Here is a 24,688-nt window from a genome sequence, read left to right as displayed (position 1 = left end):
CATGACTGGCGGCGGCGCCACCCGATCCTGGCAGCGTCGCCACTGCAATAATATTTCCCGACTGACCGGTTCTGAACGCCCCCCATGACCATGAACCTGCCTTCCCAGCCTGGCACGCCAGGCGCCAGCGCCAACGGCGCGGAGCGCTGAACCGGAATCCCGATCTTCGGCGCGCGCCCGTCCTGCCCGACGGCACTCTGCGGGCGCCGCACCGATCCAATCATTAACCTCCCCTTAGTTTCCCCTTAGTGAGAAAGCCATGGCCGACCTGTTTGACAACCCGATGCAACTGATGGGCTTCGAATTCGTGGAATTCGCCTCGCCCACCCCTAATGTGCTCGAGCCGCTGTTCGAGCAGATGGGCTTCACGCTGGTGGCAAAGCACCGCTCCAAGGACGTGGTGCTGTACCGCCAGGGCGAGGTGAACTTCATCGTCAACCGCGAGCCGCACAGCCACGCCGCCTACTTTGCCGCCGAGCACGGCCCGAGCGCCTGCGGCATGGCCTTCCGCGTCAAGGATTCGCACAAGGCCTATGCCCGCGCACTGGAACTGGGCGCGCAACCGGTGGAAATCCCGACCGGCCCGATGGAACTGCGCCTGCCCGCGATCAAGGGCATCGGCGGCGCGCCGCTCTACCTGATCGACCGCTTCGAGGAAGGCAAGTCGATCTATGACATCGACTTCGAGTTCATCGAGGGTGTCGACCGCCACCCGGTCGGCCACGGCCTCAAGCTGATCGACCACCTGACGCACAACGTCTACCGTGGCCGCATGGCTTATTGGGCCAACTTCTATGAAAAGCTGTTCAACTTCCGCGAAATCCGCTACTTCGACATCCAGGGCGAGTACACTGGCCTGACCTCCAAGGCCATGACCGCGCCGGATGGTAAAATCCGCATTCCGCTGAACGAGGAATCGTCCAAGGGCGCCGGCCAGATCGAAGAGTTCCTGATGGCCTTCAACGGCGAGGGCATCCAGCACATCGCCTTCCTGACCGACAACCTGATCGAGGTCATCGACAACCTGCAGCTCGCGGGCGTGCCGCTGATGACCGCGCCGAACGACTACTACTACGAAGCGCTGGACACGCGCCTGCCCGGCCACGGCCAGCCCGTCGAGCAACTGAAGTCGCGCGGCATCCTGCTGGACGGCACCACGGAAGGCGGCAAGCCCCGCCTGCTGCTGCAGATCTTCTCCAAGACCGCGCTGGGTCCGGTGTTCTTCGAGTTCATCCAGCGCCGCGGCGACGAAGGCTTCGGCGAAGGCAACTTCAAGGCGCTGTTCGAGTCGCTGGAACGCGACCAGATCGAGCGCGGCACGCTCAAGGTCGAGGCCTGACCGGATCGGCCTTCACTGACCGGCCGCCTGTGCCAGGCACCAGCCGGTTCCGGTAAGCGAACCACTCACGCGGCAGTCACCCTGCCGCGCGGGTGGTTGCGTCCCCCCGGCCCAAGCGTCCGACTCCAAACAGCCAGAGGCGCGGGCCCGCATTCCATGAGAATGGGTAGAGGAAACAACTGAATGCATGCAAGCAGCAATGACGGCACGCTCAAGCGTGGCCTGAAGAACCGGCATATCCAGCTGATCGCGCTGGGCGGCGCCATCGGCACCGGCCTTTTCCTGGGCATCGCCCAGACCATCAAGATGGCGGGACCCTCGGTCCTGCTGGGCTACGCGATCGCCGGCATCGTGGCGTTCTTCATCATGCGCCAGCTCGGCGAGATGGTGGTGGACGAGCCGGTCGCCGGCTCCTTCAGCTACTTCGCCGACAAGTACTGCGGCCACTTCGCCGGCTTTCTCTCCGGCTGGAACTACTGGGTGCTGTACATCCTGGTGAGCATGGCCGAACTGTCCGCCGTCGGCATCTACGTGCAGTACTGGTGGCCGGAAATCCCGACCTGGGTCTCGGCGCTGGTGTTCTTCCTGGTGATCAACGCGATCAACCTGTCGAGCGTGAAGTCCTTCGGCGAGATGGAATTCTGGTTCTCGATCATCAAGGTCGCGGCCATCATCGGCATGATCGGCTTCGGCGGCTACCTGCTGATGTCGGGCAATGCCGGCCCGCAGGCCAGCGTGGCCAACCTGTGGCAGCACGGCGGCTTCTTCCCCAACGGCATGGGCGGCCTGGTGATGGCCATGGCGGTGATCATGTTCTCGTTCGGCGGGCTCGAGCTGGTGGGCATTACCGCAGCGGAAGCGGATTCGCCCGAGAAGACCATTCCCAAGGCCACCAACCAGGTGATCTACCGCATCCTGATCTTCTATGTGGGCGCGCTGGCAGTGCTGCTGTCGCTGTACCCGTGGGAGAACGTAGTCACCGGGGGCAGCCCGTTCGTGCTGATCTTCCATGCGCTGAACAGCAACTGGGTTGCCAACGTGCTGAACGTGGTGGTGCTGACCGCGGCGCTGTCGGTCTACAACAGCGGCGTGTACTGCAACAGCCGCATGCTGTACGGCCTGGCCCAGCAGGGCAATGCGCCCAAGGCGCTGCTGAAGGTCAACAAGCGCGGCATCCCGCTGACGGCGCTGGCCTTCTCGGCGCTGGCCACCGCGGTGTGCGTGGTGATCAACTACTTCATGCCGGGCAAGGCCTTTGAGCTGCTGATGGGCCTGGTGGTGTCGGCCCTGATCATCAACTGGGCCATGATCAGCCTGATCCACCTGAAGTTCCGGGCCGACAAGCGCCGCGCCGGCCAGGCCACGAAGTTCCAGAGCTGGGGCTACCCGCTGACCAACTACCTGTGCCTGGTGTTCCTGGGCGGCATCCTGGTGGTGATGTACCTGACCGAAGGCCTGCGCCTTTCCGTCTACCTGATCCCGGTGTGGCTGGTGGTGCTCGGCGTCAGCTACCTGGTGCGCCAGAAGAAAGCAGCCGCCTTGCTGCAGGACGGCGTCGCCGCCCAGCAGTTGCGCTGAACGGCCAGTGCGGCGCCTGCAAACCGCGGGCGCCGCCGGTTAGAATCCTTGCTGCGCGGTGCCCGGCGCCTGCCTGCGCCACGCAGCAGCCCCCTCCGACCTGATTCCATCGCATCCCATGTTCGCACACATCGAAGCCTTCCCTGGCGACCCGATCCTCTCGCTCAACGAGGACTTCCAGAAAGATCCCCGCACCGACAAGGTCAACCTGAGCATCGGCATCTACTTTGACGATGACGGCCGCCTGCCGGTGATGCAGGCGGTTGCCAAGGCCGAGGCCGCGCTGCTGGCCGACATGGGCCCGCGCCCCTACCTGCCGATGTCGGGCCTGGCGGGCTACCGCAGCGCGGTGCAGGCGCTGGTGTTCGGCGAAGACTCGCCGGCGCGCGCCGCCGGCCGCATCGCCACGCTGCAGACGCTGGGCGGCTCCGGCGCGCTGCGCGTGGGCGCGGACTTCCTCAAGCGCTACTACCCGCAGTCGCAGGTCTGGATCAGCGACCCGAGCTGGGAAAACCATCGCGTGGTGTTCGAGCGCGCGGGCTTCACGGTCAACACCTACCCGTACTACGACGACGCCACCGGCGGCCTGAAGTTCGACGCGATGATGGACGCGCTGCGCGCCATCCCCGCGCAGAGCATCGTGCTGCTGCACGCCTGCTGCCACAACCCGACCGGCGTGGACCTGAACCAGGACCAGTGGCGCCAGCTGATCGCGCTGGTCAAGGCCAACAACCTGCTGCCCTTCGTCGACATGGCCTACCAGGGCTTCGGCGCCGGCCTGGAGGACGACGCCTTCGCCATCCGCGAACTGGTGGCGCAGGACGTGCCTTGCCTGGTGGCCAATTCGTTCTCGAAGAACTTCTCGCTGTATGGCGAGCGCTGCGGCGGCCTGAGCGTGTTCTGCAACACCGCCGGCGAAGCCGCCAACGTGCTGGGCCAGCTGACCGGCGCGGTGCGTGCCAACTACAGCAACCCGCCGACGCACGGCGCGCGCGTGGTGGCCAAGGTGCTGACCACGCCCGAGCTGCGCCAGCTGTGGGAAGAAGAACTGGCCCAGATGTGCGGCCGCATCGCGCGCATGCGTGAAGCGATCCACCACAACCTGCGCGACCATGTCAGCGGCGAGGCGCTGTCGCGCTACCTGACGCAGCGCGGCATGTTCACCTACACCGGCCTGAGCGCCGACCAGGCCGAGCGCCTGCGCGAGCAGCACGGTGTCTACCTGCTGCGCTCCGGCCGCATGTGCGTGGCCGGCCTGAACGAGCGCAACGTGGGCATCGTGGCGAAGGCCATCGGCAGCGTGCTGAAGGGCTAAGCCTTTCCGGTTTCGCAAACAATGCCAGGGGCGGCGCCATTGTGCGCCGCTTTTCTTTTTGCTGGCCGGCTGGCGCGAGCGTAATTTCTACAAGCCCACGTGGAGTTATGACGCACGCGGCGGCCCCGCTTCCCTGCCACTGCTGGTACAAGCCTGCCCCGCCGACGGGCACCGAATTTGCTGTCCTTCTTGCTGCACTATCTGGCGCGACGCCATCCCCGTGGTGCCGCCCAGTCCACAAGAGGCCAGCACGATGTCCGAACACAAGGAGCCCTCCCGGCGCGATGCCACCGCGCCCGCAGGCAGTGCCGCGCGACCCGTCACGCTCAGGATCAACGGCCAGTCCCACACCCTGCAACTCGAGCCACGCGCCACATTGCTCGACACGCTGCGCGAAGTGATGCACCTGACCGGCACCAAGAAAGGCTGCGACCGCGGCCAGTGCGGCGCCTGCACGGTGCTCAGCGACGGGCGCCGCATCCAGGCCTGCCTGACGCTGGCGGTGATGCAGGAGGGCCGCGACCTTACCACCATCGAAGGCCTGTCCGGCGGCAACGCGCTGCACCCGGTGCAGGCAGCCTTTGTCGCGCATGACGCACTGCAGTGCGGCTTCTGCACGCCGGGGCAGATCTGCTCGGCCGTCGGCATGCTGGCCGAGGCGCGCGCCGGCGAGGCCAGCGCGGTGCGGCCGCTGGCAGCGCCCACGCTGCCGCTTGGCGACGACGAGATCCGCGAGCGCATGAGCGGCAACCTGTGCCGCTGCGGCGCCTATCCCAAGATCGTCGCCGCGATCCGCGAGGCCGGCGGCAAGCCAGGCGCGCACTGAGGCCGCGGCATGCAGCCATTCTCCTACGCGCGGCCCGACACCATCGACGAAGCGCTGCGGCTGGGCAGCCAGCCGGGCGCGCGCTATATCGGCGGCGGCACCAATCTGATCGACCTGGTCAAGGCTGGTGTCGAAACGCCGCGACAGCTGGTCGACGTGAGCCGCCTGCCGCTGGCGCGGGTCGAGGCGCTGCCAGACGGCGGCCTGCGCATCGGCGCGACGCTTACCAACACCGACGCGGCCAACCTGCGGTTGGTGCGCGAGCAGTACCCGCTGCTGGCGCAGGCGCTCTTGTCCGGCGCGTCCGGGCAGCTGCGCAATATGGCCACCGTCGGCGGCAACCTGCTGCAACGCACGCGCTGCCACTATTTCTACGACACGGGATTCCCGGCCTGCAACAAGCGCAAGCCAGGCTCGGGCTGCGGTGCGCTCGACGGCATCAACCGCATGCACGCGATCCTTGGCGCGAGCGAGCATTGCATCGCCGTGCATCCGTCCGACATGTGCGTGGCGCTGGCCGCGCTGGAGGCCGTCATTGTCGTGCGCGCGCCCGGCGGCGAGCGCCGCATCAGGATCGCCGACTTCCATCGCTTGCCGGAAGACAAGCCCGAGATCGACACGACGCTGGCGCCCGGCGAACTGGTCGTGGCGCTGGAACTGCCGCCCTCGCCCTACGCCGCGCATGCGCACTACCTGAAGGTGCGCGACCGGTCCAGTTTCGCCTTCGCGCTGGTCTCGGTGGCCGCGGCGCTGGAATTTTCCGGCCATACCGTGCGCAGCGCGCGGATTGCGCTGGGCGGCGTGGCACACAAGCCCTGGCGCGTGCCCGGAGCCGAGCAGGCGCTGACCGGCCGGCCGCTGAGCGCGCACAGCGCGGCAGAAGCCGCCCGCCTGTTGCTCGACGGCGCCCGGTCGTATGAGCACAACGCCTTCAAGGTCGGGCTGGCGCAACGCGCCGTGGTGCGCGCGCTGCAGGTGGCAGCCCGCCCGCAAGGCGCCTGAAGGAGCATTGCAATGAGCGTTACCGGCGCTCCCATCGACCGCACCGACGGCGTGCTCAAGGTCACCGGCCGCGCACGCTACACGGCCGACCATGTCCTGCCGGGACTGGTCCACGCGGTGATGGTCACCAGCACTATCCCGCATGGCAAGGTGGAATCGATCGACAGCGCCGCGTGCCAGCAGTTGCCCGGCGTCCGGCTGGTCATGACGCCCTTCAACGCGCCGAAGCTGCCCAGGGGCGGCAAGGCCGGGGCAGATACGCCGACCGCCGGACACGTAATGACGCTGCTGCAGGACACCGCGGTCCACTACAACAACCAGCCCATCGCCGTGGTCGTGGCCGATACGCTGGACCAGGCGCGCGATGCGGCGGCGCGGCTGGTGGTCCGCTACCGCGAGCAGCCGGCCGTGCTGGATTTCGCGCAGGCGCGCCTGCACGCCGCCAGGCCGCGGGGCGAAGACGCTGGCGAGGCCGACAGCCATCGCGGCGATGTCGACGCCGCGCTGCATTCAGCGAGCGCGACGGTCGACGCGGTTTACACCACGCCGATGGAGCACCACAACCCGATGGAACCGCATGCCACCATCGCCGCCTGGGACGACGACAACCTGACGCTGTACGACTCCACCCAGTACGTCAGCGGCGTGCGCAAGGCGGTAGCGGCCACGTTCGGCATCCCGGCCGGCAAGGTGCGCGTGCGCTGCCCCTTCGTCGGCGGCGGCTTCGGCTGCAAGGGTTCGATGTGGTCGCACGTGGTGCTGGCGGCCATGGCGGCGCGCGCGGCCGCCAGGCCGGTCAAGCTGGTAATCGAGCGCGTGCAGATGTTCGGGCCGGTGGGCGCGCGGCCCGTCACCGAACAGCGCGTACTCGCCGCTGCCGGCGGCGATGGCCGCCTGCAGGCGATGCGCCACGACGTCGTCATCGGCAGCGCGCAGCTCGAGGAATGGCTCGAGACTTGCGCCGTGCTGACGCGATCGCTCTACGCATGCCCCAACCTGCAGACCAGCCACCGGGTGGTACGGCTGCAGGTCGGCACCATGACCTTCATGCGCGCGCCGGGCGAGGCTCCGGGGAGCTTCGCATTGGAGTGCGCGCTGGATGAGCTGGCCGATCGGCTCGGCATCGATCCGCTTGAGTTGCGCCTGCGCAACCACGCCGATACCGATCCGCACAAGCAGATGCCCTTCTCCAGCAAATCGCTGCGCGAATGCTATCGCGTGGCGGCCGAGCGCTTTGATTGGTCGCGCCGCAATCCGAAGCCGCGTTCGATGCAGGCCGGCGGCAAGCTGGTGGGCCTGGGAATGGCCACCGCCACCTACCCTGCCAACCGTTCGGCCGCGAGCGCGCTGGCGCGCATCCTGCCGGACGGGACCGCGCTGGTGCGCAGCGGCTCGCAGGACCTTGGCACCGGCACCTATACCGTGATGACGCAGGTGGCGGCCGACGCGCTCGGCCTGCCGCTGGAGCGCGTGCGCTTTGAACTGGGCGATACGGATTTTCCGGAGGCGCCGGTCTCGGGCGGATCGCAGTCGGCAGCCAGCGTCGCGCCGGCGGTGCAGCAGGCCTGCGCCGCCGCGCGCGGCAAGCTGGTGGCGCTGGCCGTGGCCGATCCCGCCTCGCCGTTCTACGGCGCTCGCCCGGATGACGTGGAGGTCGTGGACGGCTGGCTGCGGCTGCGCAGCGACCCGTCGCGCCGCGAGCCGGTCGGCGCCGCCGTCACGCGCGCCGGCGGCCAGCCTGTCGAGGCCCACGCCAGCGCCAGGCCGGGCGATGAGCGCAAGCAGTACTCGATGCACGCCTTCGGCGCGGTCTTTGCCGAAGTGCATGTCGATCCCGACCTGGGCGAGGTCCGCGTGCATCGCGTGGCCGGCTGCTACGACGTGGGCCGCGTGCTGAACCGCAAGACAGCGCATAGCCAGCTGGTGGGCGGCATCGTCTGGGGCATCGGCATGGCGCTGCATGAGAAAAGTGAACTGGACCTCGCCACCGGCCGCGTGGCCAATGCCAACCTCGCCGAATACCATGTACCGGTCGGCGCCGACGTGGGCGAGATCGACGTCGACATGCTGGACGGGCACGACCCGCATATCAATGCGCTGGGCACCAAGGGCATCGGCGAGATCGGCATCGTGGGGGTCGCCGCCGCCATTGCCAATGCCGTGTACCACGCGACCGGACGGCGCGTGCGCGACCTGCCGCTGACGCCCGACAAGCTGCTGGACTGACGGCCGGACGGCACGCCGGTGGTTGCGCAAGCGGCCTTCCGATGGAAAGATGTCGCCACGGGCCAGTGCCCGCGACCTGTCTGTCCGCGCCGCGGGCCTGGAGGCTGCCGTGAACGTCCCCACCCTGAAGCGTCCGTCCCCGTGCCTCGCCGCCCTGCTGGCGGCTTCTTGCGCAGCGCTCTTTCCCGCCGCGGCGTGCCCCCAGACCCCGGCGCCTCTGGCTGAATGGCAATTCTCTGCCGGCGTCCCGCTGCAGAAACTGTTCGAGGACGACATCCCGGACTGGCAGGTTCGACTGGGCGCCGCGGCCATGGTACGGCCGCGCTATGACGGGTCGTCCGAATATATCTTCGTGGGCGGTCCCAGCATTGATATCTGCTACCGTGACCTGGCCTTTGCAATGATCGGCGAAGGGATTGGTGTCAACGTGCTGCGCGGCAAGAACTGGCGCGCCGGCATTGCGCTGTCGTACAACTTTGGCCGGCGCGGGCAAAACGAATCGCAGCACCCGGATGGCATGGGCAATATCAATCCCGCGCCGGAAGGCAAGCTGTTTGCGGAATACGCCGTGTCCAGGGAATTCCCGCTGGTGCTGCGCATCGACGCGCGCCGCAGCCTCGGCGGCCTAAAGGGGCGAAACCAGGGCATATCAAATATCTACCAGATGCAGGCCGCAGGACAAAAAACAAAAAAACAAAAAAACAAAGACCTCAATGAAAATCCCGACTCCCCACCATCAACCTCCCCAGCAAAGGACTAAGATCCACCAGTTCCTTAGCCACAAGGTGCCGCACGTCCCCCTGCCGCTGCCAGGTCCCCACTACCCCCAGCAACGTAGCCCCCAACACCTCCTTCCGCTGCCTTTCCACCAGATCCGGCCATAAGATCAGATTGACCGTACCAGTCTCATCCTCGATCGTCGCAAAAATAGTTCCACTGGCCGTAGCAGGCCGCTGCCGCACCGTGACAATCCCGCAAGCCCTCACCCGCCGCCCATTGCCACAGCGCTGCAGCTGACTCGCGGTAGCAAACCGCATCGCCTTCAACCTGTCCCGCAACAACGCCAGCGGATGCGACTTGAGCGAGAGCCCGAGGCTGGCGTAGTCCGCCGTCACATCCTCTCCCAGCCGCGGCGCGGGCAGCACGAGCGCATCTTCCGCCGGCGGCGCCTCGTACAGCAGATCGCGGTGCGCCGCATGCTCGGCCGCCGCGCGTGCCTGCCACCGCGCCTGCCGACGATGACCCGCAAGCGGCGCCAACGCGTCTGAAGCGGCCAGCACGTCGATATCATGCCGATCCAGCGCGGCACGCAGCGCCAGGTCTTCCACACTGTCGAACGCACGCTGCGCACGCGCATCCTCGATCCGCCGCGCGGCCTCCTCGCGCATGCCCTTGGCGCGGCTCAGGCCGAGGCGCACGCGCGGATGCGTTTGCGCGGCATCGGCCTCCACCGGCTCCAGCGTGCTTTCCCACCGGCTCGACGTGACGTCCACCGGCAAGACCACCACATCATGCCGCTGCGCATCCTGCACCAGCTGCGACGGCGAATAGAATCCCATCGGCTGGCTGTTCAGCAGCGCGCACAGGAAAGCCGCCGGATGGTGGCATTTGAGCCACGAGCTGACATACACCAGCTTGGCAAAACTGGCCGCATGGCTCTCCGGGAAGCCGTATTCGCCAAACCCCTCGATCTGCTTGCAGATCGCCAGCGCAAACGATTCCGGATAGCCATTGCCGGTCAGCGCGCGCACCAGCGCGTCCTGGTGCTGGCGCAGGTCGCCGCGCCTGCGCCACGCGGCCATCGAGCGCCGCAGCTGGTCGGCCTGTCCCGGCGAGAAACCGGCTGCGTCGATGGCCAGCTGCATCACCTGCTCCTGGAAGATCGGCACGCCCAGCGTGCGGCCCAGCACCTTCTCGATCACGGCGTTGAAGTAGACCGGCGGCTTCTTCGTCAAGCGGAACGCCTCGCGCCGCTTCAGGTAAGGGTGGACCATGCCGCCCTGGATCGGGCCGGGGCGCACGATCGCCACTTCCACCACCAGGTCGTAATACGCGCGTGGCTGCAATCGTGGCAGCATCGACTGCTGCGCGCGCGATTCGATCTGGAACACGCCGATGGTGTCGGCCTTGCAGATCATGTCGTAGGTTTCCGGGTCTTCCTTGGGGATGTCTTCCATGCGCGCCGGCAAGCCCGCACGCGTCTTGTCAGGGTTGGGGATCATCTCCAGCGCACGCCGGATCGCCGACAGCATGCCCAGCGCCAGCACATCGACCTTGAGCAGGCCCAGCGATTCCAGATCATCCTTGTCCCACTGGATCACGCTGCGGTCCGCCATGGCCGCATTCTCGATCGGCACCAGCCGCGACAGCTTGTGGCGCGCAATCACGAAGCCACCCACGTGCTGCGACAGATGGCGCGGAAAGCCGCGCAGCTGCGCGGTCAGGCTGGCCCACTGCTGCACTGCCGGCGAGTCGGGATCGAGCCCGTAGCGCGCGATCTTCTCCACGAAGCCGGGGCCGTCCCACCAGGCCTGGCCCTTGACCACCTGCTCGACCACGCTGGCGTCGATGCCCAGCGCGCGGCCCACGTCGCGCAGCGCGCTGCGCGAACGGTAAGTGATCAGCGACGCCGCCAGCGCAGCACGGTGGCGGCCGTACTTCTGGTAGATGTACTGGATCACCTCCTCCCGCCGCTGGTGCTCGAAGTCGACGTCGATATCGGGCGGCTCATCGCGCTCGCGCGACAGGAAGCGGCCGAACAGCAGGTTGGCCTGCTCGGGACTGACCTCGGTCACATACAGGCAGAAGCACACCAGCGAGTTGGCGGCCGAGCCGCGGCCCTGGCACAGGATGCCGTTGGCGCGGGCAAAGCGCACGATGTCGTGCACGGTGAGAAAGAAGGGCTCGTACTGTTTTTCCTCGATCAGCTGCAGCTCTTCCTCCAGTTGCTTTTCCCATTCCGGCTTCAAGCCATTGGGAAAACGTTCGGCCTTGCCGCGCTTCACTTCCTCGCGCAGGTAAGAGATCGGCGTGAAGCCCGGCGGCACCAGCTCCTCGGGATATTCATAACGCAGCATGCCCAGCGAGAAATCACACTGCGCGGCAATCTTCAGCGTCTGCGCCAGCGCATCGCGCGGGTACAGGCGCGACAGCACCTGGCGCATGCGCAGGTGCTGCTCGGCATTGGGCGCCAGCGCCATGCCGCATTCGGCCAGCGGCTGGCCGAGCCGGATCGCGGTCATCACGTCCGACAGCGGCTTGCGCGAGCGCACGTGCATGGTGACCGCGCCGGCGGCGGCCAGCGGCACGCCGGTCTGCGCCGACACGGCTTCCAGGCGCGCGCGGTGCAAGCCGTCGGCATGGCCTTGCAGCAGTTCCAGTGCGATCCATGCGCGCTCGCCGAAGACGTCGCGGCACCACTGCGCCTGTTCGCGCAGCAGCTCGGGATCGGCGCAATAGTCGGGCAGCAGCAGCGCCAGGCAGCCCGGCATGCCGCGCAGGTGGGCTTCGTCGCCGGTCGGCGCGGCGATGTCCTCGGGGTGCAACCGGTAGCTGCCCTTCTGCGCGCGGCGGCGGCCCAGCGTGATCAGCTCGGACAGGTTGCCGAAGCCGTCGCGGTGCCGGGCGATCAGCACCAGCCGCAGCGGGGGGCGGTCGGGGCGGTCGGAGCGATCCGCAGGCGGCAGGCTGAAGCGGCTGCCAATCAGCAGCGCGAAGCCGTCGGCGGCGGCGGCCAGCGCCTGCAGCCGCTGGTGGCGGCTGGCGTGCGCGGCAGGGTCGTCCTCGCCGGTATCGGCGTCGCCTTCGGGATCGAGCAGCGGCTCGTCGATGTCCGCCTCCGCGCCGCGCGCCGCGCTGCGTGCCACCGCGTCGTGCAGGCGCTTGCGCAGCGTCTGGATCGCATCGTGCGCGCGCGCGGTGCCGGCCACCGAGCATTCATCCGTCAGTGCCATCCCGCGGTAGCCCAGGCCGAAGGCGCGTTCGATCAGCTCGCCCGGGTGCGAGGCGCCGGTGAGGAAGGTGAAGTTGGAGATGCAGTGCAGCTCCACGTAGTCGGGCAGCGCGGGCAGCAGGCCGGGCAGCGCGGGCAGCAGGCCGGGCAGCGAAGGGATCACCGGCGTCATGCGAACAGCCCGTGCAGGAACCAGCGGTACTCGCTGCCCTCGTCCGCGCCGTGGCCGGGGCGCTCGCGATAGATCCAGCAGCGCAGGCCGTCGGCACGCTCGGCGATGAAGTAATCGCGCGTGGCTAATGCACCGTCCCACCAGCCGGCCTCGATGCGCTCGGGCCGGCTCAGCAGCGCCAGCGGCCCGCCGTGGCTGGGGCGGTGCTGCTGCACCGGCAGCGGCAGCGGTTGCGGCAGCAGCCACAGCGGGCGCTCCGGCAGCGGGCCGGGCATGCCGCCAGCCTTGCCACCGGGCTGCGGTTCGTCGACCGGCACCCAGCGGTTGGCGCGCTCGGGACGGTGGTCGGCCAAGGGCCGCGGCTGCAGCACGTTGTTACGGCCCAGCCGCGCCATCAGCGTATCGAGCAGGCGGCCCAGGTCTTCCGGCGAGCCGCCGGGCTCTGGGAACAGCGCGTCGCTCTGCGGCACGCAGGCCTGCATCGCTTCCACGCGCAGCGCCAGGCCGGTGACCGGGGCGTGGAAGTTGAGCTTGTCGAGCTTTTCGCGCAGCAGCCGCGACAGGTGCGCGGGATCGCGGCTGGGCTGGGCGAGGCCGAGCGCGACCGGCGTCCCTTCGGTATCGACGCCGCGCCGGTAGCGCTCATGCTCCAGCACCAGCGCGCAGCGCGTGACGCCGGCCTGCAGCAGCGCCAGCCAGCCGGCCAGCGCCAGCAGCAGGCGCTGCGCGCCGGCCAGCACGCCTTCGGCGGATTCGATGCGCCCGGGCAGGTCCATGCGCTGCGCGAACGTGGGCGGCGCCGCGTACCAGGCAAAGCGCGCCGGGGCCTCGCCATAGGCCTGGTCCAGCCGCGCCAGCAGCGCCGGGCCCAGCCGCCGGGTCAGGCCGGCGCGCGGCAGGCGCCGCACCTCGCCCAGCGTGCGGCAGCCGATGCCGTCGAGCCAGGCCGGGTCGGCCAGCGTGTGCAGCGCCTCGACCGGCAGGCGGTCGAGCAGCCGGTGCAGCCGCGCCATGCCCACCGCCCGGCGCGCGGGCCGCACCACGCCGCGGCGGGTGCGCCGCAGCGGCTGGCGCGCCAGCCAGGCGGCGCCGTGCGCGGTCGGGCCGCTGCCCACCTGGGCAATGGTGCCGAGCTGGCGCACGCAGGCGCGCACCGCGCGGCACAGCGCGCGGTGGCCGCCAAAGAGGCGCAGGCTGGCGGTGACGTCGAGCATCACGGTGGCCGCTTCCGGTTCCTCGTCGAAGGTCACGGCCGGCGTGAAGCGCAGCAGCGCCAGCGCCACCGTTTCCATTAGCGCCTCTTCCGCAACCAGGTCGCGTTCCAGCTGCACGATGTCCGCCGACAGCGCCTGCACGCCGCCGCGGCGCATGCCGTAGCGCACGCCCAGCTGCATCGCGGGACCGTTGGCCAGCACCACCTGCTCCTGCGCCATCACCGCCACCGGCAGCGCATGGTGCAGCGTGCCGGTGACGGAGGATGGGCTGGAGGCAGCCGGCTCAGGCCAGTTGGGCTGCAGTGCGTCCAGGGGCAGGCGCGGCAGGTGCACCGCGATCCAGTACGGCATCGGTAGAAGACTGAGAAGACGAAGACACAACGGAAGGCGCGGCGGCCGGGGCGCCGGCGGGCACGGGCCAGGCGGCCGTGCGCATGGCTGCCTCCATCCCGCCCAGGCGCAGCAGCAACGGCGTATCGCGCACCCGCCCGCGTCGCTTGTGGAAGGTGATCGACAGCACATTGCCAGGCTGCGGCGCCAGCAGCAGGCGCAGCACCGCCGGCGACGACTCGCGCAGCGCCGCGGCCGGGCGCAGCGCCCACACCACCGCGTCGCCGGCTTGGGCCAGCACCTGCAGCCGGCGCAGCGCCTCGGGCCGGGCCGCGGGCAGCCACACCAGCACGCCGCCGAAGGCCTGGCTGCGCAGCACCTGCTCGGCCGCCCACAGCATGTCGGCCTGTTGCGCAGCCTTGGCCGCGCCGGCTGGCGGGCGCAGCCAGTACAGCTGGCGCGCCGGCAGGCCGGCCGCGGCCAGGCCCATGGCATTGGGCAAGCAAGGCGGCGCCACCAGCGCGATGCGGCGCCCTGCCCCGGCCAGCACGCGCAGCGCCGGCAGCAGCAGGCGCAGTTCGCCCGCGCCGCCCTGCGTGGTCAGCAGTTCGGTCAGTCCGCCCGCCGGCCAGCCGCCGCCCGGCAGTTCGGCCGAGAGCGCGTCATACCCGGTCGGGCACACCGCGGCGCTGCCGGCACGGCCAAGCTGGCCGGCGCGCCACAGGCCGGGATAGCGCTGCTCGAGCGCCGACAGCGCCTGCTGCCGGGTAGCGTGGGCTGCCGGGGCTGCCGGGGCTGCGGACCTGGCCGGCGTCGGCGCAGGGAAAAGAACGCCCTCCGCCGCCATGGGCGGGGCTGCGTACGATTGCGCAGGCATGTGAAGTCGGTGTCGCTCGCGGGAAGCGAGGAAATAGGATATTTACGATAACTGTATATTTATACAGTATCGAGGCAAGCGCAAGGGGTAGACGCGCGAAGGATGCCAGGGTGGTGCGCGGAGCACCGGAGGAACGGATCGGGCGGACGGGCTCCGCCTCCGAAGAAGAGAAAGGGGCGCGAACGCCCCGTGGGCCTACTTCAGGTATTTCATCGTGGCAACGCCGGTCGCCACCAGCAACTCCTGGTCAAGCCAGACCTCGGCACGCGAAAAGAAAATCGAGCGCCCGCGCCGATCGACGGTGCCCTTGGCCGTCAACACACTGCCCGTGCCGTTGCTCAGGAAGTTGGAAGTCAGCGACAGCGTCACCGCATGCCGCGCCGCCTCGCCCGGCGCCGAGAACAGGCCGGCATAGCCGGTGGCGGCGTCCAGCAGCGTGCAGATCGTGCCGCCATGGACCACGCGGCTGCGGTTCAGCATGCTGGACGTGACCGGCAGTTCAAGCTCCACGTAATCGGGGCGCCACTGCGTGATGCGGACACCGATGCTTTCGAGGGCGGGATTGTCGAGAGAGAAACCGCCGCCGGCGCCACCCTCCATCACGATTTCCGTTGCTTGGATTTTCATTTCACTGCTCACCACGGCTAAATTTGTCCAGGCAGTATTTCCTCGCGATTCGCGGCCCCAAACAATTCCGATTTGGCGAACAGCCACTTTGGCGTGCACGAAGCGCGCGGGCCAGTGCCGGCCCGCGCGCGCACTTCCGTCAGGGCTTCTTCGGCCGCACCGCGTCGGCGGTGCCCTGGATAAATGCCTGGATCTTGACCACCTCCTCCGCCGTCAGCTTGCCGGTGAAATCCGGCATGCCCTTCTGCACCAACGGCCCGTTGAACAGGATCTTGTCCAGGTGCTCGATCATCGGCGCGCCGACATAGGCCAGGTTGGGAATATTGCCGCCCTTGTCGACACCCGGCACGCCATGGCAGAAGACGCAGTTGTTGACGTAGAGCTTCTGCCCGTCGGCGACCTTGGCCGGGTCGTATTTCACCCCGCTCAGCAGCGGCGCCATCGCGTAGGGCGCCGACTCGGGCATCGGCTTCTTGCCGTTGAGCACAAAGGTGTAGACCCGTCCCGGCGCCTGCCTGTCGCTGCCGCGCTGGCTCAGGCCATACACGCCGCCCCAGCCCACCGCCACCGACACATACTGCTTGCCGTCGAGCAGGTAGGTCACCGGCGCCGCCACCACGCCGGAGCCGGTCGGCGCCTGCCACAGCTTCTCGCCGGTGCCGGCGTGATACGCCACCAGCCGCCCGTCCGCCGTGCCCTGGAACACCAGGTTGCCGGCGGTCGCGAGCGTGCCGCCGTTCCACGGGCCGGCATGGTCCTGGTGCCATACCGCCTTCTGCGCCAGCGGGTCCCACGCGATCAGCCGCCCCATCGGCTTGCTCCTGGGGGGCTCGGCATTGACCAGCATGCCCAGGTTCCAGCCCACGCCGCGATGCGCCTCGGGAGAGTCCTTCTGGTTGTGGGCCCACTCCTTGTTGTCGGCCAGCGTCAGCGGCACGTGCTGCGCCGGGATAAAGGCCAGCCCCAGCTTCGGGTGGAACGACATCGAATGCCAGTTGTGCGCGCCGAACGGCCCCGGCACGATATCCGCCGGCTTGCCCGAAGTGTCCGACTGCGGCGTCTCGATCGGCCGGCCGTCCTTGTCATAGCCCGAGGCCCAGTTGACGTCGACGAAGTTCTTGGCCGAGATGAACTTGCCATTGGTCCGGTCGATCACGAAGAAGAAGCCGTTCTTGGGCGCGTGCAGGATCACCTTGCGCGGCTGGCCGTCGATCTTCAGGTCGGCCAGGATGATGTCCTGCGTCGAGGTGTAGTCCCAGTTGTCGCCCGGGGTTTCCTGGTAGTGCCAGACGTATTCGCCAGTGTCCGGGTTCAGCGCCACCACGGAGGCCGCGTAGAGGTTGTCGCCGCCCTTCGGGCTGCGCAGCTTGCGGCTCCACGGGCCGGCGTTGCCGGTGCCGATGTACATCAGGTTCAGGCCGGGGTCGAACGCCATGGTGTTCCAGACCGTGCCGCCGCCACCGTTGACCCAGTACTTGCCGCTGGGGTCCCAGGTGGCCGCGGCCTTTGCCATGGCTTCGTTCTCGAAGGGCCTGGCGGGGTCGCCCGGAACCGTGTACCAGCGCCATTGCTGCTTGCCGGTCTCGGCATCGTAGGCGGTGATGTAGCCGCGCACGCCGTACTCTGCGCCGCCGTTGCCGATGATCACCTTGCCCTTGTAGACGCGCGGCGCGCCGGTGATCGTATAGGACTTGCTGCGATCGACGATGGTGTCCTGCTCCCACACCTTCTTGCCGGTGGCGGCATCGATCGCCACCAGCCGGCCGTCGAACGCGCCGACGAAGACCTTGCCCTGGTACAGCGCCACGCCGCGATTGACCACGTCGCAGCAGCCCTTGTAGGCCTGGTCGCGCGGTACCTGCGGGTCGTAGGTCCACAGGCGCTTGCCGGTGCGCGCGTCGATGGCATGCACCACGCTCCACGGTGCGGAGACGTACATCACGCCATCGACCACCAGCGGCGTCGCCTCCACGCCGCGCGTCGATTCCAGGTCGTAGGACCAGGCCAGCCCCAGGTCCTTGACGTTGCCCGCGTTGACCTGCTCGAGCTTGCTGAAGCGGGTCTCGGCGTAATCCAGGCCGTAGCTGGGCCAGTTCGGCGTGCCGGCCTCGTTGGCGCGGATCGCGGCGCTGTCCACGCGCGCGGCTGCGTTCGCCGGCTTGTGCGCCTTTTTTTTTGCCGGGCGGGGAGCGGCGTTGCCTTCGGCGCCGAATGCCATCGGCGCCGGCAGCGCCACGCTGGCCGCGGCCACCATGCTCACCAGCAGGCGTTGCTTGTTGCTATGCATCTTGGTCTCCTCTGTCTTCTTAATTGATTTGGCGTGTCAGAACACCGACCTCCATGAAGCGCCCATAGCGAATAATGCCTACGTCCGAATCCAGGTTGCCGCCGGCGACGCCGTTGCCACCCGCATAGACGCGGTCGCGCTGCGCGACTTCCGGTTTTCTTCTTGCCTGTGTCGCCCGCCGCGCAGCGGGCGTGGCCGCGTCAGCAGGCCTGCGCGCGCGCGATATTGATCACGCTCAGTTGCGCATACTCGGCCAGCCCTTCCGGCCCGAATTCCACGCCGACGCCGGACTCCTTGGCGCCCACCAGCGGGATGTGCGGGCCGAAATGCAGGTGGTGGTTGACCCATGCCGTACCCACGTCGAGACGCCACGCCACCCCATAGGCGCGCTCTTCGTCGCTGGACCACACCGAGCCACCCAGCCCATACGGCGTACCGTTGGCGCGCGCCACGGCTTCGTCGATGCTGTCGAACTTCAGCACCGGCAGGATCGGCGCGAACTGCTCCTCGGTCACCAGCTCGCTCTGGTCGGTCAGGTCGCGCACGATGGTCGGGGCGACGAAGTAGCCATCGCCCTTGAGCAAGGCGCCACCCGCCAGGATCTTGCCGTCGCGGCGCGCGCTGGCCAGGAAGCGGCCGGCCTTGTCGTACTGCATGGCGTTCTGCAGCGGGCCCATCGTGACGCCGGCTTCCGCGCCATTGCCTACCACCGTGCGCCCGGCCAGGTCGGCCAGCGCGTCGCACAGCGCGTCATGGACCGACGCATGCACGTACAGCCGCTTCAGCGCCAGGCATACCTGCCCGCAGTTGTAGAAAGCGCTGCCGAAGATCTTCGGCGCGATTTCCGCCACGTCGGCATCGTCGAGCACGATGGCCGCGTCGTTGCCGCCCAGTTCCAGCGTGATGCGCTTCAGCCCCGGGCCGGCGCTTGCCATCACCTTCTTGCCGGTCGCGGTCGAGCCCGTGAACGAGACCTTGGCCACGTCGGGGTGCGAAGTCAGGTAGCTGCCCAGGTCATTGGCATCGGTGATGATGTTGACCACGCCCGGCGGCAGCAGGTCGGACAGGATCGCCCCAAGCTGCAGCGTTGCCACAGGTGTGGTCGGCGCGGGCTTGAGCACCACGGTATTGCCCATCAGCAGCGCCGGCGCGAGCTTGTAGGCAGCGATCAGCACCGGGAAATTCCATGCCGCGATGGCGGCCACCACACCCAGCGGCTTGTGGTGCAGCTCGATGCGGTGGGTGGCGTCGTCCTGCACCAGCGATACCGGCAGCTCCAGCCCGGCGATATGGCGCACGAAGGCTTCGGCGAACTGCAGTTCCTGACGCGCCTCGGCCAGCGGCTTGCCCTGCTCCAGCACCAGCGTGGCGGCCAGGTCCTCCGCGTTGCCGTGCAGCGCGTCGGCGAAGCGCAGCAGCAGCGCGCGCCGCTGCGGCAGTTCCAGCGCGGCCCAGCCCGGCTGCGCGGCCTTGGCGGCGGCGACCGCCGCAGCAGCCTCGCGCTCGGTGGCGCGCGACACCGTGGTGAACACCTTGCCGGTGGCGGGGTTGACCACGTCGAGCGTGGCGCTGCCCTGCACGATTTTTCCGTTGATCAGCAGTCCTGCATTGCCGTGCATCGCTTGTCTCCTCATGTTGTTCCCTGGTTGGAATGCGATGCCCTGCAACGCAAGCGGCGTGCCTGGCGCACAAATCGCGCACCTGCGCTTGTCTTTGCGCCAGTTGCGCATGGCAGCGTGGTTGCGACGCTGCCCCTGTGTGTCGCAATCTGATCCAATGTCTCGATACAGGCAAGACACGCCATCAAGGAAAAACCCCCGCCGCCACGGCGTGGCGGGCGGGGGTCATGAGGGATCGGCGGACCGGTCTAGCGGATCTTGGCGCGCGCCATCTTGCGGTACAGCGTTGCGCGCGAGATGCCGAGCGCGCGCGCGGCTTCGGAGCGGTTACCGCTGAGCTCGTCGAGGGTGCGCTGGATCAGCGCGTCCTGCGCCTGCGCCAGCAGCATCGGCTGGCCCGCCGCGGGCAGGATGTCAGTCACTGCCACGCGCGTTGCAGCATCCAGCCAGCTTTCGTCCAGGTGCTCGCGCCGGATTTCCTCGCTGAGGCCAGACAGCGCCACCGCAGTGCGCAGCACCTGGTGCAGCTCGCGCACATTGCCGGGCCAGGCATGCGACATCAGCAGCGCCATCACATCGGCATCGAGCGCCTTGCGCCGGCCGCGCGCCAGCGTCTGCAGCATCGCCGCGATCAGCTCGGGCAGGTCGGTGCGGTCGCGCAACGCCGGAACGCGGATCGCCATGCCGTTGATGCGGAAATACAGGTCTTCACGGAAGGCGCCCTGCCGCACCAGTTCCGGCAGGCTGCGGTGCGTGGCGCAGATCACCGACAGGTCGACCGGGATCGGCTTGGCCGCGCCGACGCGCGTGACGCAGCGCTCCTGCAGCACGCTCAGCAGCCGGGTCTGCAGTGCCAGCGGCATGTCGCCGATCTCGTCGAGGAACAGCGTGCCATGGTTGGCCTGCTCGATCTTGCCCGCGCAGCCGCCGCGGCGGCTGCCGGTAAAGGCGCCGTCGGCATAGCCAAACAGCTCGGCTTCGGCCAGCCCTTCGGGAATAGCCGAGCAGTTGATCGAGACAAAGTTGCCGTCCGGCCGGCTGCCCTCATGCAGCGCGCGCGCCAGCATGGTCTTGCCGGTGCCGGTCTCGCCCAGCAGGATCACCGGCACCTGCGCGCCGACCGCCATGCTGGCCTTGTCGAAGGCGCGCGCCAGCGTGGCATCGGCAATGAGGTGGCCGGCCAGCGGACCGGCGTCCTCGGCGCGTGGCGTGGCGCCACGGGAACGCGCACGTTGGGTTTCGCTCGCCGAGACATGCAGGCGCGCGCCGGCGACCGTGCGCACGACGCTTTGCACCGCGCCTCCGGGGCCATGCATGCCTTCGGCAAAGACGCTGCCGAGATCGATCGCGCCGATCTCGGCGCTGCCGAGCCGCAGCATATCGCGGGCGGTATGGTTTGCCGCCACGATCACGCCGTCGGCGGACACCGCCACGATGCCTTCCGCCGGCGTATGCAGCATGCGGCGGTCGTGGTGCAGGCGCACGATGCAGCAACCGGGCAGCCGCTCAAAGGTGCGATTGCCGATCGACGTGGCCGCCGCGCGCACATGGTTGATCGCGTAGGCCGGCAAGTCGACGCCGAAGCCGGTGATATCGAGCACGCCGATCAGGCGGTCATGGCAGTCATAGATCGGCGCGGCCGCGCAGACCACGTCGACCAGTTCGTGCAGGAAATGCTCGCCGCGACGGATTTCGACGGCACTGCCGCCCTCCGCCAGCAAGCAGCCGGGTGCGTTGGTGCCGATGCCGGTCTCGCAGATGCGCCGGCCATGCTGCAGCGGCGACGGCCCGCCAGGCCCAGCGCCCAGGCGCCCGTGGGAGGACACGATCACGCCTTCGGCATTGGTACACAGCACGATCCACTGCTGCGACGGAAAGGCGCCGGCCAGCACTTCCATGTCGGCGCCGGCCAGTTCGATCAGGGTCCGGTTCTCTTCTTCGCTGCGGCGGACTTCGCTGTGCGTGATGACATCCGAAAACAGCATGCGCTGCTCGGGACGCACGCCCGCACGCGCGGCACGCTGCCACGAACGCACGATCAGGTCGGACACCAAGCCGGCGGGGACATCCTTGCCATCGAGGAAGTCCCGCCGCGCGACGTTGGCATCGCACAGCAGGCTTGTCGGTGCAGGGGGCATTGCCTTGTCTCCAGTGGTCGGCGTCGCGCGGTGCCGCGAGGCGGCGGTCTGCGGCGATGCCGTGGCACGCCTGGCCGTCGTTGCGGCCGGGTCATCTATGCGCGCCGGACTGTGCTGCGGTGGTGGCGGCGGCGCGAACTGGAAAGGTACTTTAAGAGAGCCCCCGGGCGAATTCAAGCGTTGCGTGGCAGGTTTGGCCAGGGCTGTCTCAGGTTGATGCAGGCGGTGTCTCAATATGAGACAAGCGCCCGGCATCGAGGGAAGCCCGCGCTACTAGAGTACTGGCTTGCCAATAGCCCTGGAAATCAGTTCGGCAGCGGCAATGACCTTATCCAGATCAACCCCCGTCTCCATCCCCAGGCTCGCCAGACGCAGCAGCAAAGCCTCGGTCGCCACATTACCGGTCGCGCCCTTCGCGTACGGGCACCCGCCAAGCCCGGCGACAGACGCATGGAAGACACGGATGCCGGCTTCCAGGCTCGCCTCGACGTTGGCCAGGGCATGGCCATACGTGTCGTGGAAATGCCCGGACAGCTGCGCCAGCGGGAATTCGGTGGCCGCGGCCAGCATCACGATCTTTACCTTGTCTGGCGTGCCCACGCCGATGGTGTCGGCGATATCGATCTCGTCGCAGCCCAGCTCTCGCATGTGCCGGACCACGTCGACCACGGCATCGACCGGCACCTCGCCCTGGTAAGGACAACCCAGTGCGCACGACACGCTGGCGCGAAGCCGCACGCCCTTCGCCTTGGCGGCCGCGGCCACGGGCTCGAAGCGCGCCATCGACTCGGCGATCGAGCAGTTGATGTTCTTCTGCGAGAACGCCTCGCTGGCCGCGCCGAAGATCACGACCTCGTCGGCGCCTGCTGCAAGCGCGCCTTCCAGGCCCTTCATGTTCGGCGTCAGCGCGGAGTAGATGGTGCCGGGGCGCCGCCTGATCGCGGCCATGACCTGCGCTCCGTCAGCCATCTGCGGCACCCACTTCGGCGAGACGAACGATGCCACTTCGATATTGGGAAAGCCCGCGTCGGTGAGCTGGTCGATCAACGCCACCTTGGTCTCGGTGGGGATCAGATTCTTCTCGTTCTGCAGGCCGTCGCGCGGGCCGACTTCAACGACCTTGACCTTGTCCGCATGCATCTGCCGGATCTCCGTAAAAGTATCAGGTACCGAACGCCAGCAGCTGGGCGCCTTCGGTGACCTGCTCCCCAACACCGTAGAGCACTTCGCTGACCACGCCGTCGGCCGGCGCGCTGATGGTGTGTTCCATCTTCATTGCTTCCATCACCAGCAGCGGCGTGCCGCGCGTGACCGTGCTGCCCGCCTCGACCATCACGGCGATGACCTTGCCCGGCATCGGCGCGGTCAGCTTGCCGCCCTCGCCTTCGGCCTCGCCGGCGTGGGACAGCGGATCGATCCAGCCCAGCAGCACCTGGCGGCCCGCGGAGAACACGTGGAAGTCGTCCGCCTCAGCATGAACATGTCCATGCACGCGGCGCGTGCCGAGGTCGATTCGGATATCGTCGGCCTTGCATACCGCGGAGAACGGCACGGACTGTCCGGCGTAGGCCAGCGTGCTGCCGCGCGCATTGACCTGCAGCGTCACGTCGAGCACCTGGTCGCCATAGCCGAAGCGCAGTTGCCGCGACGCGCCGCTGTTGAGCCGCCAGGCGCCGCCGTGAGTCCATGGCGAATGCCGGTCGGCAGCGTCGATGCGCAGTTCGCGCGCCTCGCGGTCCAGCAGCGCGGCGACCGCCAGCGCGACGGTGTCGATACCGATCGGCTCGGGCTGCGGGAACAGCTCGCTCTCGTTGCGCTCGATCAGCCCGGTGTCGAGATCCGCCGTGCGGAACGCCTGCGACGACACCAGCCGCTGCAGGAAGGCGACGTTGGTCGACAGTCCGACCACGTGATACGCCGCCAGCGCCTGCCGCATCCGCGCCAGCGCCTCGTCCCGGTCCTTGCCCCAGACGATCAGCTTGGCGATCATCGGGTCGTAGTACGGGCTGATGGTGTCGCCCTCGCGCACGCCGGCATCGATGCGGATGCCGGCCGGGCCATGGGCGTCCTCGCCACGCATGAACTGCACCGCAGGCGGCGTGCGCAGGAAGCGCAGCGTGCCGGTGGAGGGCAGGAACTGCTTGTCGGGGTTCTCGGCGTAGATGCGCGCCTCCAGCGCGTGGCCGTCGATGCGCAGTTGCTGCTGCGTCAGCGGCAGCGGCTCGCCGGCGGCGACGCGCAGTTGCCATTCGACCAGGTCCTGCCCGGTGATCATCTCGGTGACCGGATGCTCGACCTGCAGGCGCGTGTTCATCTCCATGAAGTAGAAGGAGCCGTCCTGGTTGGCGATGAACTCTACCGTGCCGGCGCCGACATAGCCCACCGCCTTGGCCGCGGCCACGGCGGCCTCGCCCATAGCGCGGCGGCGTTCTTCGGTCATGCCCGGCGCGGGCGCCTCTTCCAGCACCTTCTGGTGCCGGCGCTGCACCGAACAGTCGCGCTCGAACAGGTAGACGCAGTTGCCGTGGGTGTCGGCAAATACCTGGATCTCGATATGGCGCGGGCGCGTCAGGTACTTCTCGACCAGCACCTTGTCGTCGCCGAAGCTGGCGCTGGCCTCGCGCTTGACCGACGCCAGCGCGGCCTCGAAGCCATCGCCCGACTCGACCACGCGCATGCCCTTGCCGCCGCCGCCCGCGCTGGCCTTGAGCAGCACCGGGTAGCCGATGCGATCGGCCTCGCGGCGCAGCAGCGCCGGGTCCTGGTCTTCGCCGTGGTAGCCGGGCACCAGCGGCACCGACGCCTTTTCCATCAGCTGCTTGGCCGCGCTCTTGCTGCCCATCGCCTGGATCGCGGAGGCCGGCGGGCCGATAAAGACCAGCCCCGCCGCGGCGCAGGCCTCGGCGAAGGCTTCGTTCTCGGACAGGAAGCCGTAGCCCGGGTGGATCGCCTGGGCGCCGGTCTCCTTCGCCATCTCGATGATGTGGTCGGCGCGCAGGTAGCTGTCGCGCGCGGCGGCGCCGCCGATATGGACGGCCTCGTCGCAGAAGGCGACGTGGCGGGCATCGGCGTCGGCATCCGAGTACACCGCGACGGTGCGGATGCCGAGCCGGCGGCAGGTGGCGGCCACGCGGCAGGCGATCTCGCCGCGGTTTGCGATCAGGACTTTGGTGAACATGACTTCGC

At 68.5% G+C, this 24,688-nt stretch carries 16 protein-coding genes; 7 read left to right on the top strand and 9 right to left on the bottom strand.

Translation table 11 applies throughout. From position 1 onward, the window contains the following. Nucleotides 1-259 precede the first annotated feature (259 nt). The 7 genes from hppD to E0W60_RS10305 all read left to right on the top strand — a co-directional run bounded on the left by hppD (nucleotide 260) and on the right by E0W60_RS10305 (nucleotide 9,046). Complete coding sequence (gene hppD, locus E0W60_RS10335) at nucleotides 260-1,339, top strand: 4-hydroxyphenylpyruvate dioxygenase (RefSeq protein ID WP_133093322.1); 1,080 nt, start codon at nucleotides 260-262, stop codon at nucleotides 1,337-1,339. 183 nt (nucleotides 1,340-1,522) lie between these two features. Beyond that, the gene (locus E0W60_RS10330; protein ID WP_133093323.1) at nucleotides 1,523-2,917 is read left to right on the top strand and encodes an amino acid permease; all 1,395 of its coding nucleotides are present in this window, start codon (nucleotides 1,523-1,525) and stop codon (nucleotides 2,915-2,917) included. A 118-nt stretch (nucleotides 2,918-3,035) separates the two neighbouring features. Then, nucleotides 3,036-4,232: an amino acid aminotransferase gene (locus tag E0W60_RS10325; protein ID WP_135703861.1), complete on the top strand. Its 1,197-nt coding sequence runs from the start codon at nucleotides 3,036-3,038 to the stop codon at nucleotides 4,230-4,232. A 253-nt stretch (nucleotides 4,233-4,485) separates the two neighbouring features. Then, nucleotides 4,486-5,058, top strand: a complete 573-nt coding sequence (locus E0W60_RS10320) for a (2Fe-2S)-binding protein (RefSeq protein WP_135703860.1) — start codon at nucleotides 4,486-4,488, stop codon at nucleotides 5,056-5,058. A 9-nt stretch (nucleotides 5,059-5,067) separates the two neighbouring features. After that, nucleotides 5,068-6,060: an FAD binding domain-containing protein gene (locus E0W60_RS10315; protein WP_135703859.1), complete on the top strand. Its 993-nt coding sequence runs from the start codon at nucleotides 5,068-5,070 to the stop codon at nucleotides 6,058-6,060. A 12-nt stretch (nucleotides 6,061-6,072) separates the two neighbouring features. Then, nucleotides 6,073-8,286, top strand: a complete 2,214-nt coding sequence (locus tag E0W60_RS10310; protein WP_135703858.1) for a xanthine dehydrogenase family protein molybdopterin-binding subunit — start codon at nucleotides 6,073-6,075, stop codon at nucleotides 8,284-8,286. Nucleotides 8,287-8,395: 109 nt separating this feature from the next. Continuing rightward, on the top strand, nucleotides 8,396-9,046 hold the full coding sequence (locus E0W60_RS10305) for a MipA/OmpV family protein (RefSeq protein ID WP_240745774.1): 651 nt from the start codon (nucleotides 8,396-8,398) through the stop codon (nucleotides 9,044-9,046). On the opposite strand, the gene E0W60_RS10300 is transcribed toward E0W60_RS10305, so the two are convergent. From E0W60_RS10300 to E0W60_RS10255, 9 genes are all read right to left on the bottom strand, one after another. Then, nucleotides 8,997-12,410 carry an error-prone DNA polymerase gene (locus E0W60_RS10300; RefSeq protein ID WP_135703857.1) on the bottom strand — a complete coding sequence of 1,138 codons (3,414 nt, stop codon included), beginning with the start codon at nucleotides 12,408-12,410 and terminating at the stop codon, nucleotides 8,997-8,999. The genes E0W60_RS10305 and E0W60_RS10300 overlap by 50 nt on opposite strands. After that, nucleotides 12,407-13,975 (bottom strand): Y-family DNA polymerase, encoded by a 1,569-nt coding sequence (locus tag E0W60_RS10295; protein ID WP_135703856.1) that lies wholly within the window; start codon nucleotides 13,973-13,975, stop codon nucleotides 12,407-12,409. The genes E0W60_RS10300 and E0W60_RS10295 overlap by 4 nt, the downstream gene beginning before the upstream one ends. After that, complete coding sequence (gene imuA / locus E0W60_RS10290; protein WP_205751610.1) at nucleotides 13,908-14,831, bottom strand: translesion DNA synthesis-associated protein ImuA; 924 nt, start codon at nucleotides 14,829-14,831, stop codon at nucleotides 13,908-13,910. The genes E0W60_RS10295 and imuA overlap by 68 nt, the downstream gene beginning before the upstream one ends. A gap of 195 nt (nucleotides 14,832-15,026) precedes the next feature. Beyond that, nucleotides 15,027-15,458 (bottom strand): PaaI family thioesterase, encoded by a 432-nt coding sequence (locus tag E0W60_RS10285; RefSeq protein WP_240745773.1) that lies wholly within the window; start codon nucleotides 15,456-15,458, stop codon nucleotides 15,027-15,029. A 139-nt stretch (nucleotides 15,459-15,597) separates the two neighbouring features. Beyond that, the gene (locus E0W60_RS10280) at nucleotides 15,598-17,745 is read right to left on the bottom strand and encodes a PQQ-dependent dehydrogenase, methanol/ethanol family (protein WP_135703855.1); all 2,148 of its coding nucleotides are present in this window, start codon (nucleotides 17,743-17,745) and stop codon (nucleotides 15,598-15,600) included. A 200-nt stretch (nucleotides 17,746-17,945) separates the two neighbouring features. Then, a complete protein-coding gene (locus E0W60_RS10270; protein ID WP_133098122.1) occupies nucleotides 17,946-19,364 on the bottom strand; it encodes an aldehyde dehydrogenase family protein in 1,419 nt (472 codons plus the stop codon). Between the two features lie 248 nt (nucleotides 19,365-19,612). Then, a complete protein-coding gene (locus E0W60_RS10265; protein WP_135703854.1) occupies nucleotides 19,613-21,502 on the bottom strand; it encodes a sigma-54-dependent Fis family transcriptional regulator in 1,890 nt (629 codons plus the stop codon). Between the two features lie 273 nt (nucleotides 21,503-21,775). Further along, nucleotides 21,776-22,642 carry a hydroxymethylglutaryl-CoA lyase gene (locus tag E0W60_RS10260; protein ID WP_135703853.1) on the bottom strand — a complete coding sequence of 289 codons (867 nt, stop codon included), beginning with the start codon at nucleotides 22,640-22,642 and terminating at the stop codon, nucleotides 21,776-21,778. A 22-nt stretch (nucleotides 22,643-22,664) separates the two neighbouring features. Beyond that, nucleotides 22,665-24,680, bottom strand: coding sequence for an acetyl/propionyl/methylcrotonyl-CoA carboxylase subunit alpha (locus E0W60_RS10255; RefSeq protein WP_135703852.1), 2,016 nt, complete (start codon nucleotides 24,678-24,680; stop codon nucleotides 22,665-22,667). Nucleotides 24,681-24,688: the final 8 nt, after the last annotated feature.

The sequence above is a fragment of the Cupriavidus oxalaticus genome (assembly GCF_004768545.1).
Lineage (GTDB): Bacteria > Pseudomonadota > Gammaproteobacteria > Burkholderiales > Burkholderiaceae > Cupriavidus > Cupriavidus oxalaticus_A.
Note: the sequence above shows the minus strand (reverse complement) of the source record. Positions and strands in the feature narration are given on the sequence as shown.

What these genes read in the sequence shown, in the direction of transcription:
- E0W60_RS10295 (WP_135703856.1), bottom strand. Translation starts at nt 13,975, where the DNA reads ATGCCGTACTGGATCGCGGTGCACCTGCCGCGCCTGCCCCTGGACGCA.
- E0W60_RS10300 (WP_135703857.1), bottom strand. Translation starts at nt 12,410, where the DNA reads ATGACGCCGGTGATCCCTTCGCTGCCCGGCCTGCTGCCCGCGCTGCCC.
- E0W60_RS10325 (WP_135703861.1), top strand. Translation starts at nt 3,036, where the DNA reads ATGTTCGCACACATCGAAGCCTTCCCTGGCGACCCGATCCTCTCGCTC.
- E0W60_RS10280 (WP_135703855.1), bottom strand. Translation starts at nt 17,745, where the DNA reads ATGCATAGCAACAAGCAACGCCTGCTGGTGAGCATGGTGGCCGCGGCC.
- imuA (WP_205751610.1), bottom strand. Translation starts at nt 14,831, where the DNA reads ATGCCTGCGCAATCGTACGCAGCCCCGCCCATGGCGGCGGAGGGCGTT.
- E0W60_RS10315 (WP_135703859.1), top strand. Translation starts at nt 5,068, where the DNA reads ATGCAGCCATTCTCCTACGCGCGGCCCGACACCATCGACGAAGCGCTG.
- E0W60_RS10330 (WP_133093323.1), top strand. Translation starts at nt 1,523, where the DNA reads ATGCATGCAAGCAGCAATGACGGCACGCTCAAGCGTGGCCTGAAGAAC.
- E0W60_RS10310 (WP_135703858.1), top strand. Translation starts at nt 6,073, where the DNA reads ATGAGCGTTACCGGCGCTCCCATCGACCGCACCGACGGCGTGCTCAAG.
- E0W60_RS10285 (WP_240745773.1), bottom strand. Translation starts at nt 15,458, where the DNA reads ATGAAAATCCAAGCAACGGAAATCGTGATGGAGGGTGGCGCCGGCGGC.
- E0W60_RS10255 (WP_135703852.1), bottom strand. Translation starts at nt 24,680, where the DNA reads ATGTTCACCAAAGTCCTGATCGCAAACCGCGGCGAGATCGCCTGCCGC.
- E0W60_RS10260 (WP_135703853.1), bottom strand. Translation starts at nt 22,642, where the DNA reads ATGCATGCGGACAAGGTCAAGGTCGTTGAAGTCGGCCCGCGCGACGGC.
- hppD (WP_133093322.1), top strand. Translation starts at nt 260, where the DNA reads ATGGCCGACCTGTTTGACAACCCGATGCAACTGATGGGCTTCGAATTC.
- E0W60_RS10270 (WP_133098122.1), bottom strand. Translation starts at nt 19,364, where the DNA reads ATGCACGGCAATGCAGGACTGCTGATCAACGGAAAAATCGTGCAGGGC.
- E0W60_RS10320 (WP_135703860.1), top strand. Translation starts at nt 4,486, where the DNA reads ATGTCCGAACACAAGGAGCCCTCCCGGCGCGATGCCACCGCGCCCGCA.
- E0W60_RS10265 (WP_135703854.1), bottom strand. Translation starts at nt 21,502, where the DNA reads ATGCCCCCTGCACCGACAAGCCTGCTGTGCGATGCCAACGTCGCGCGG.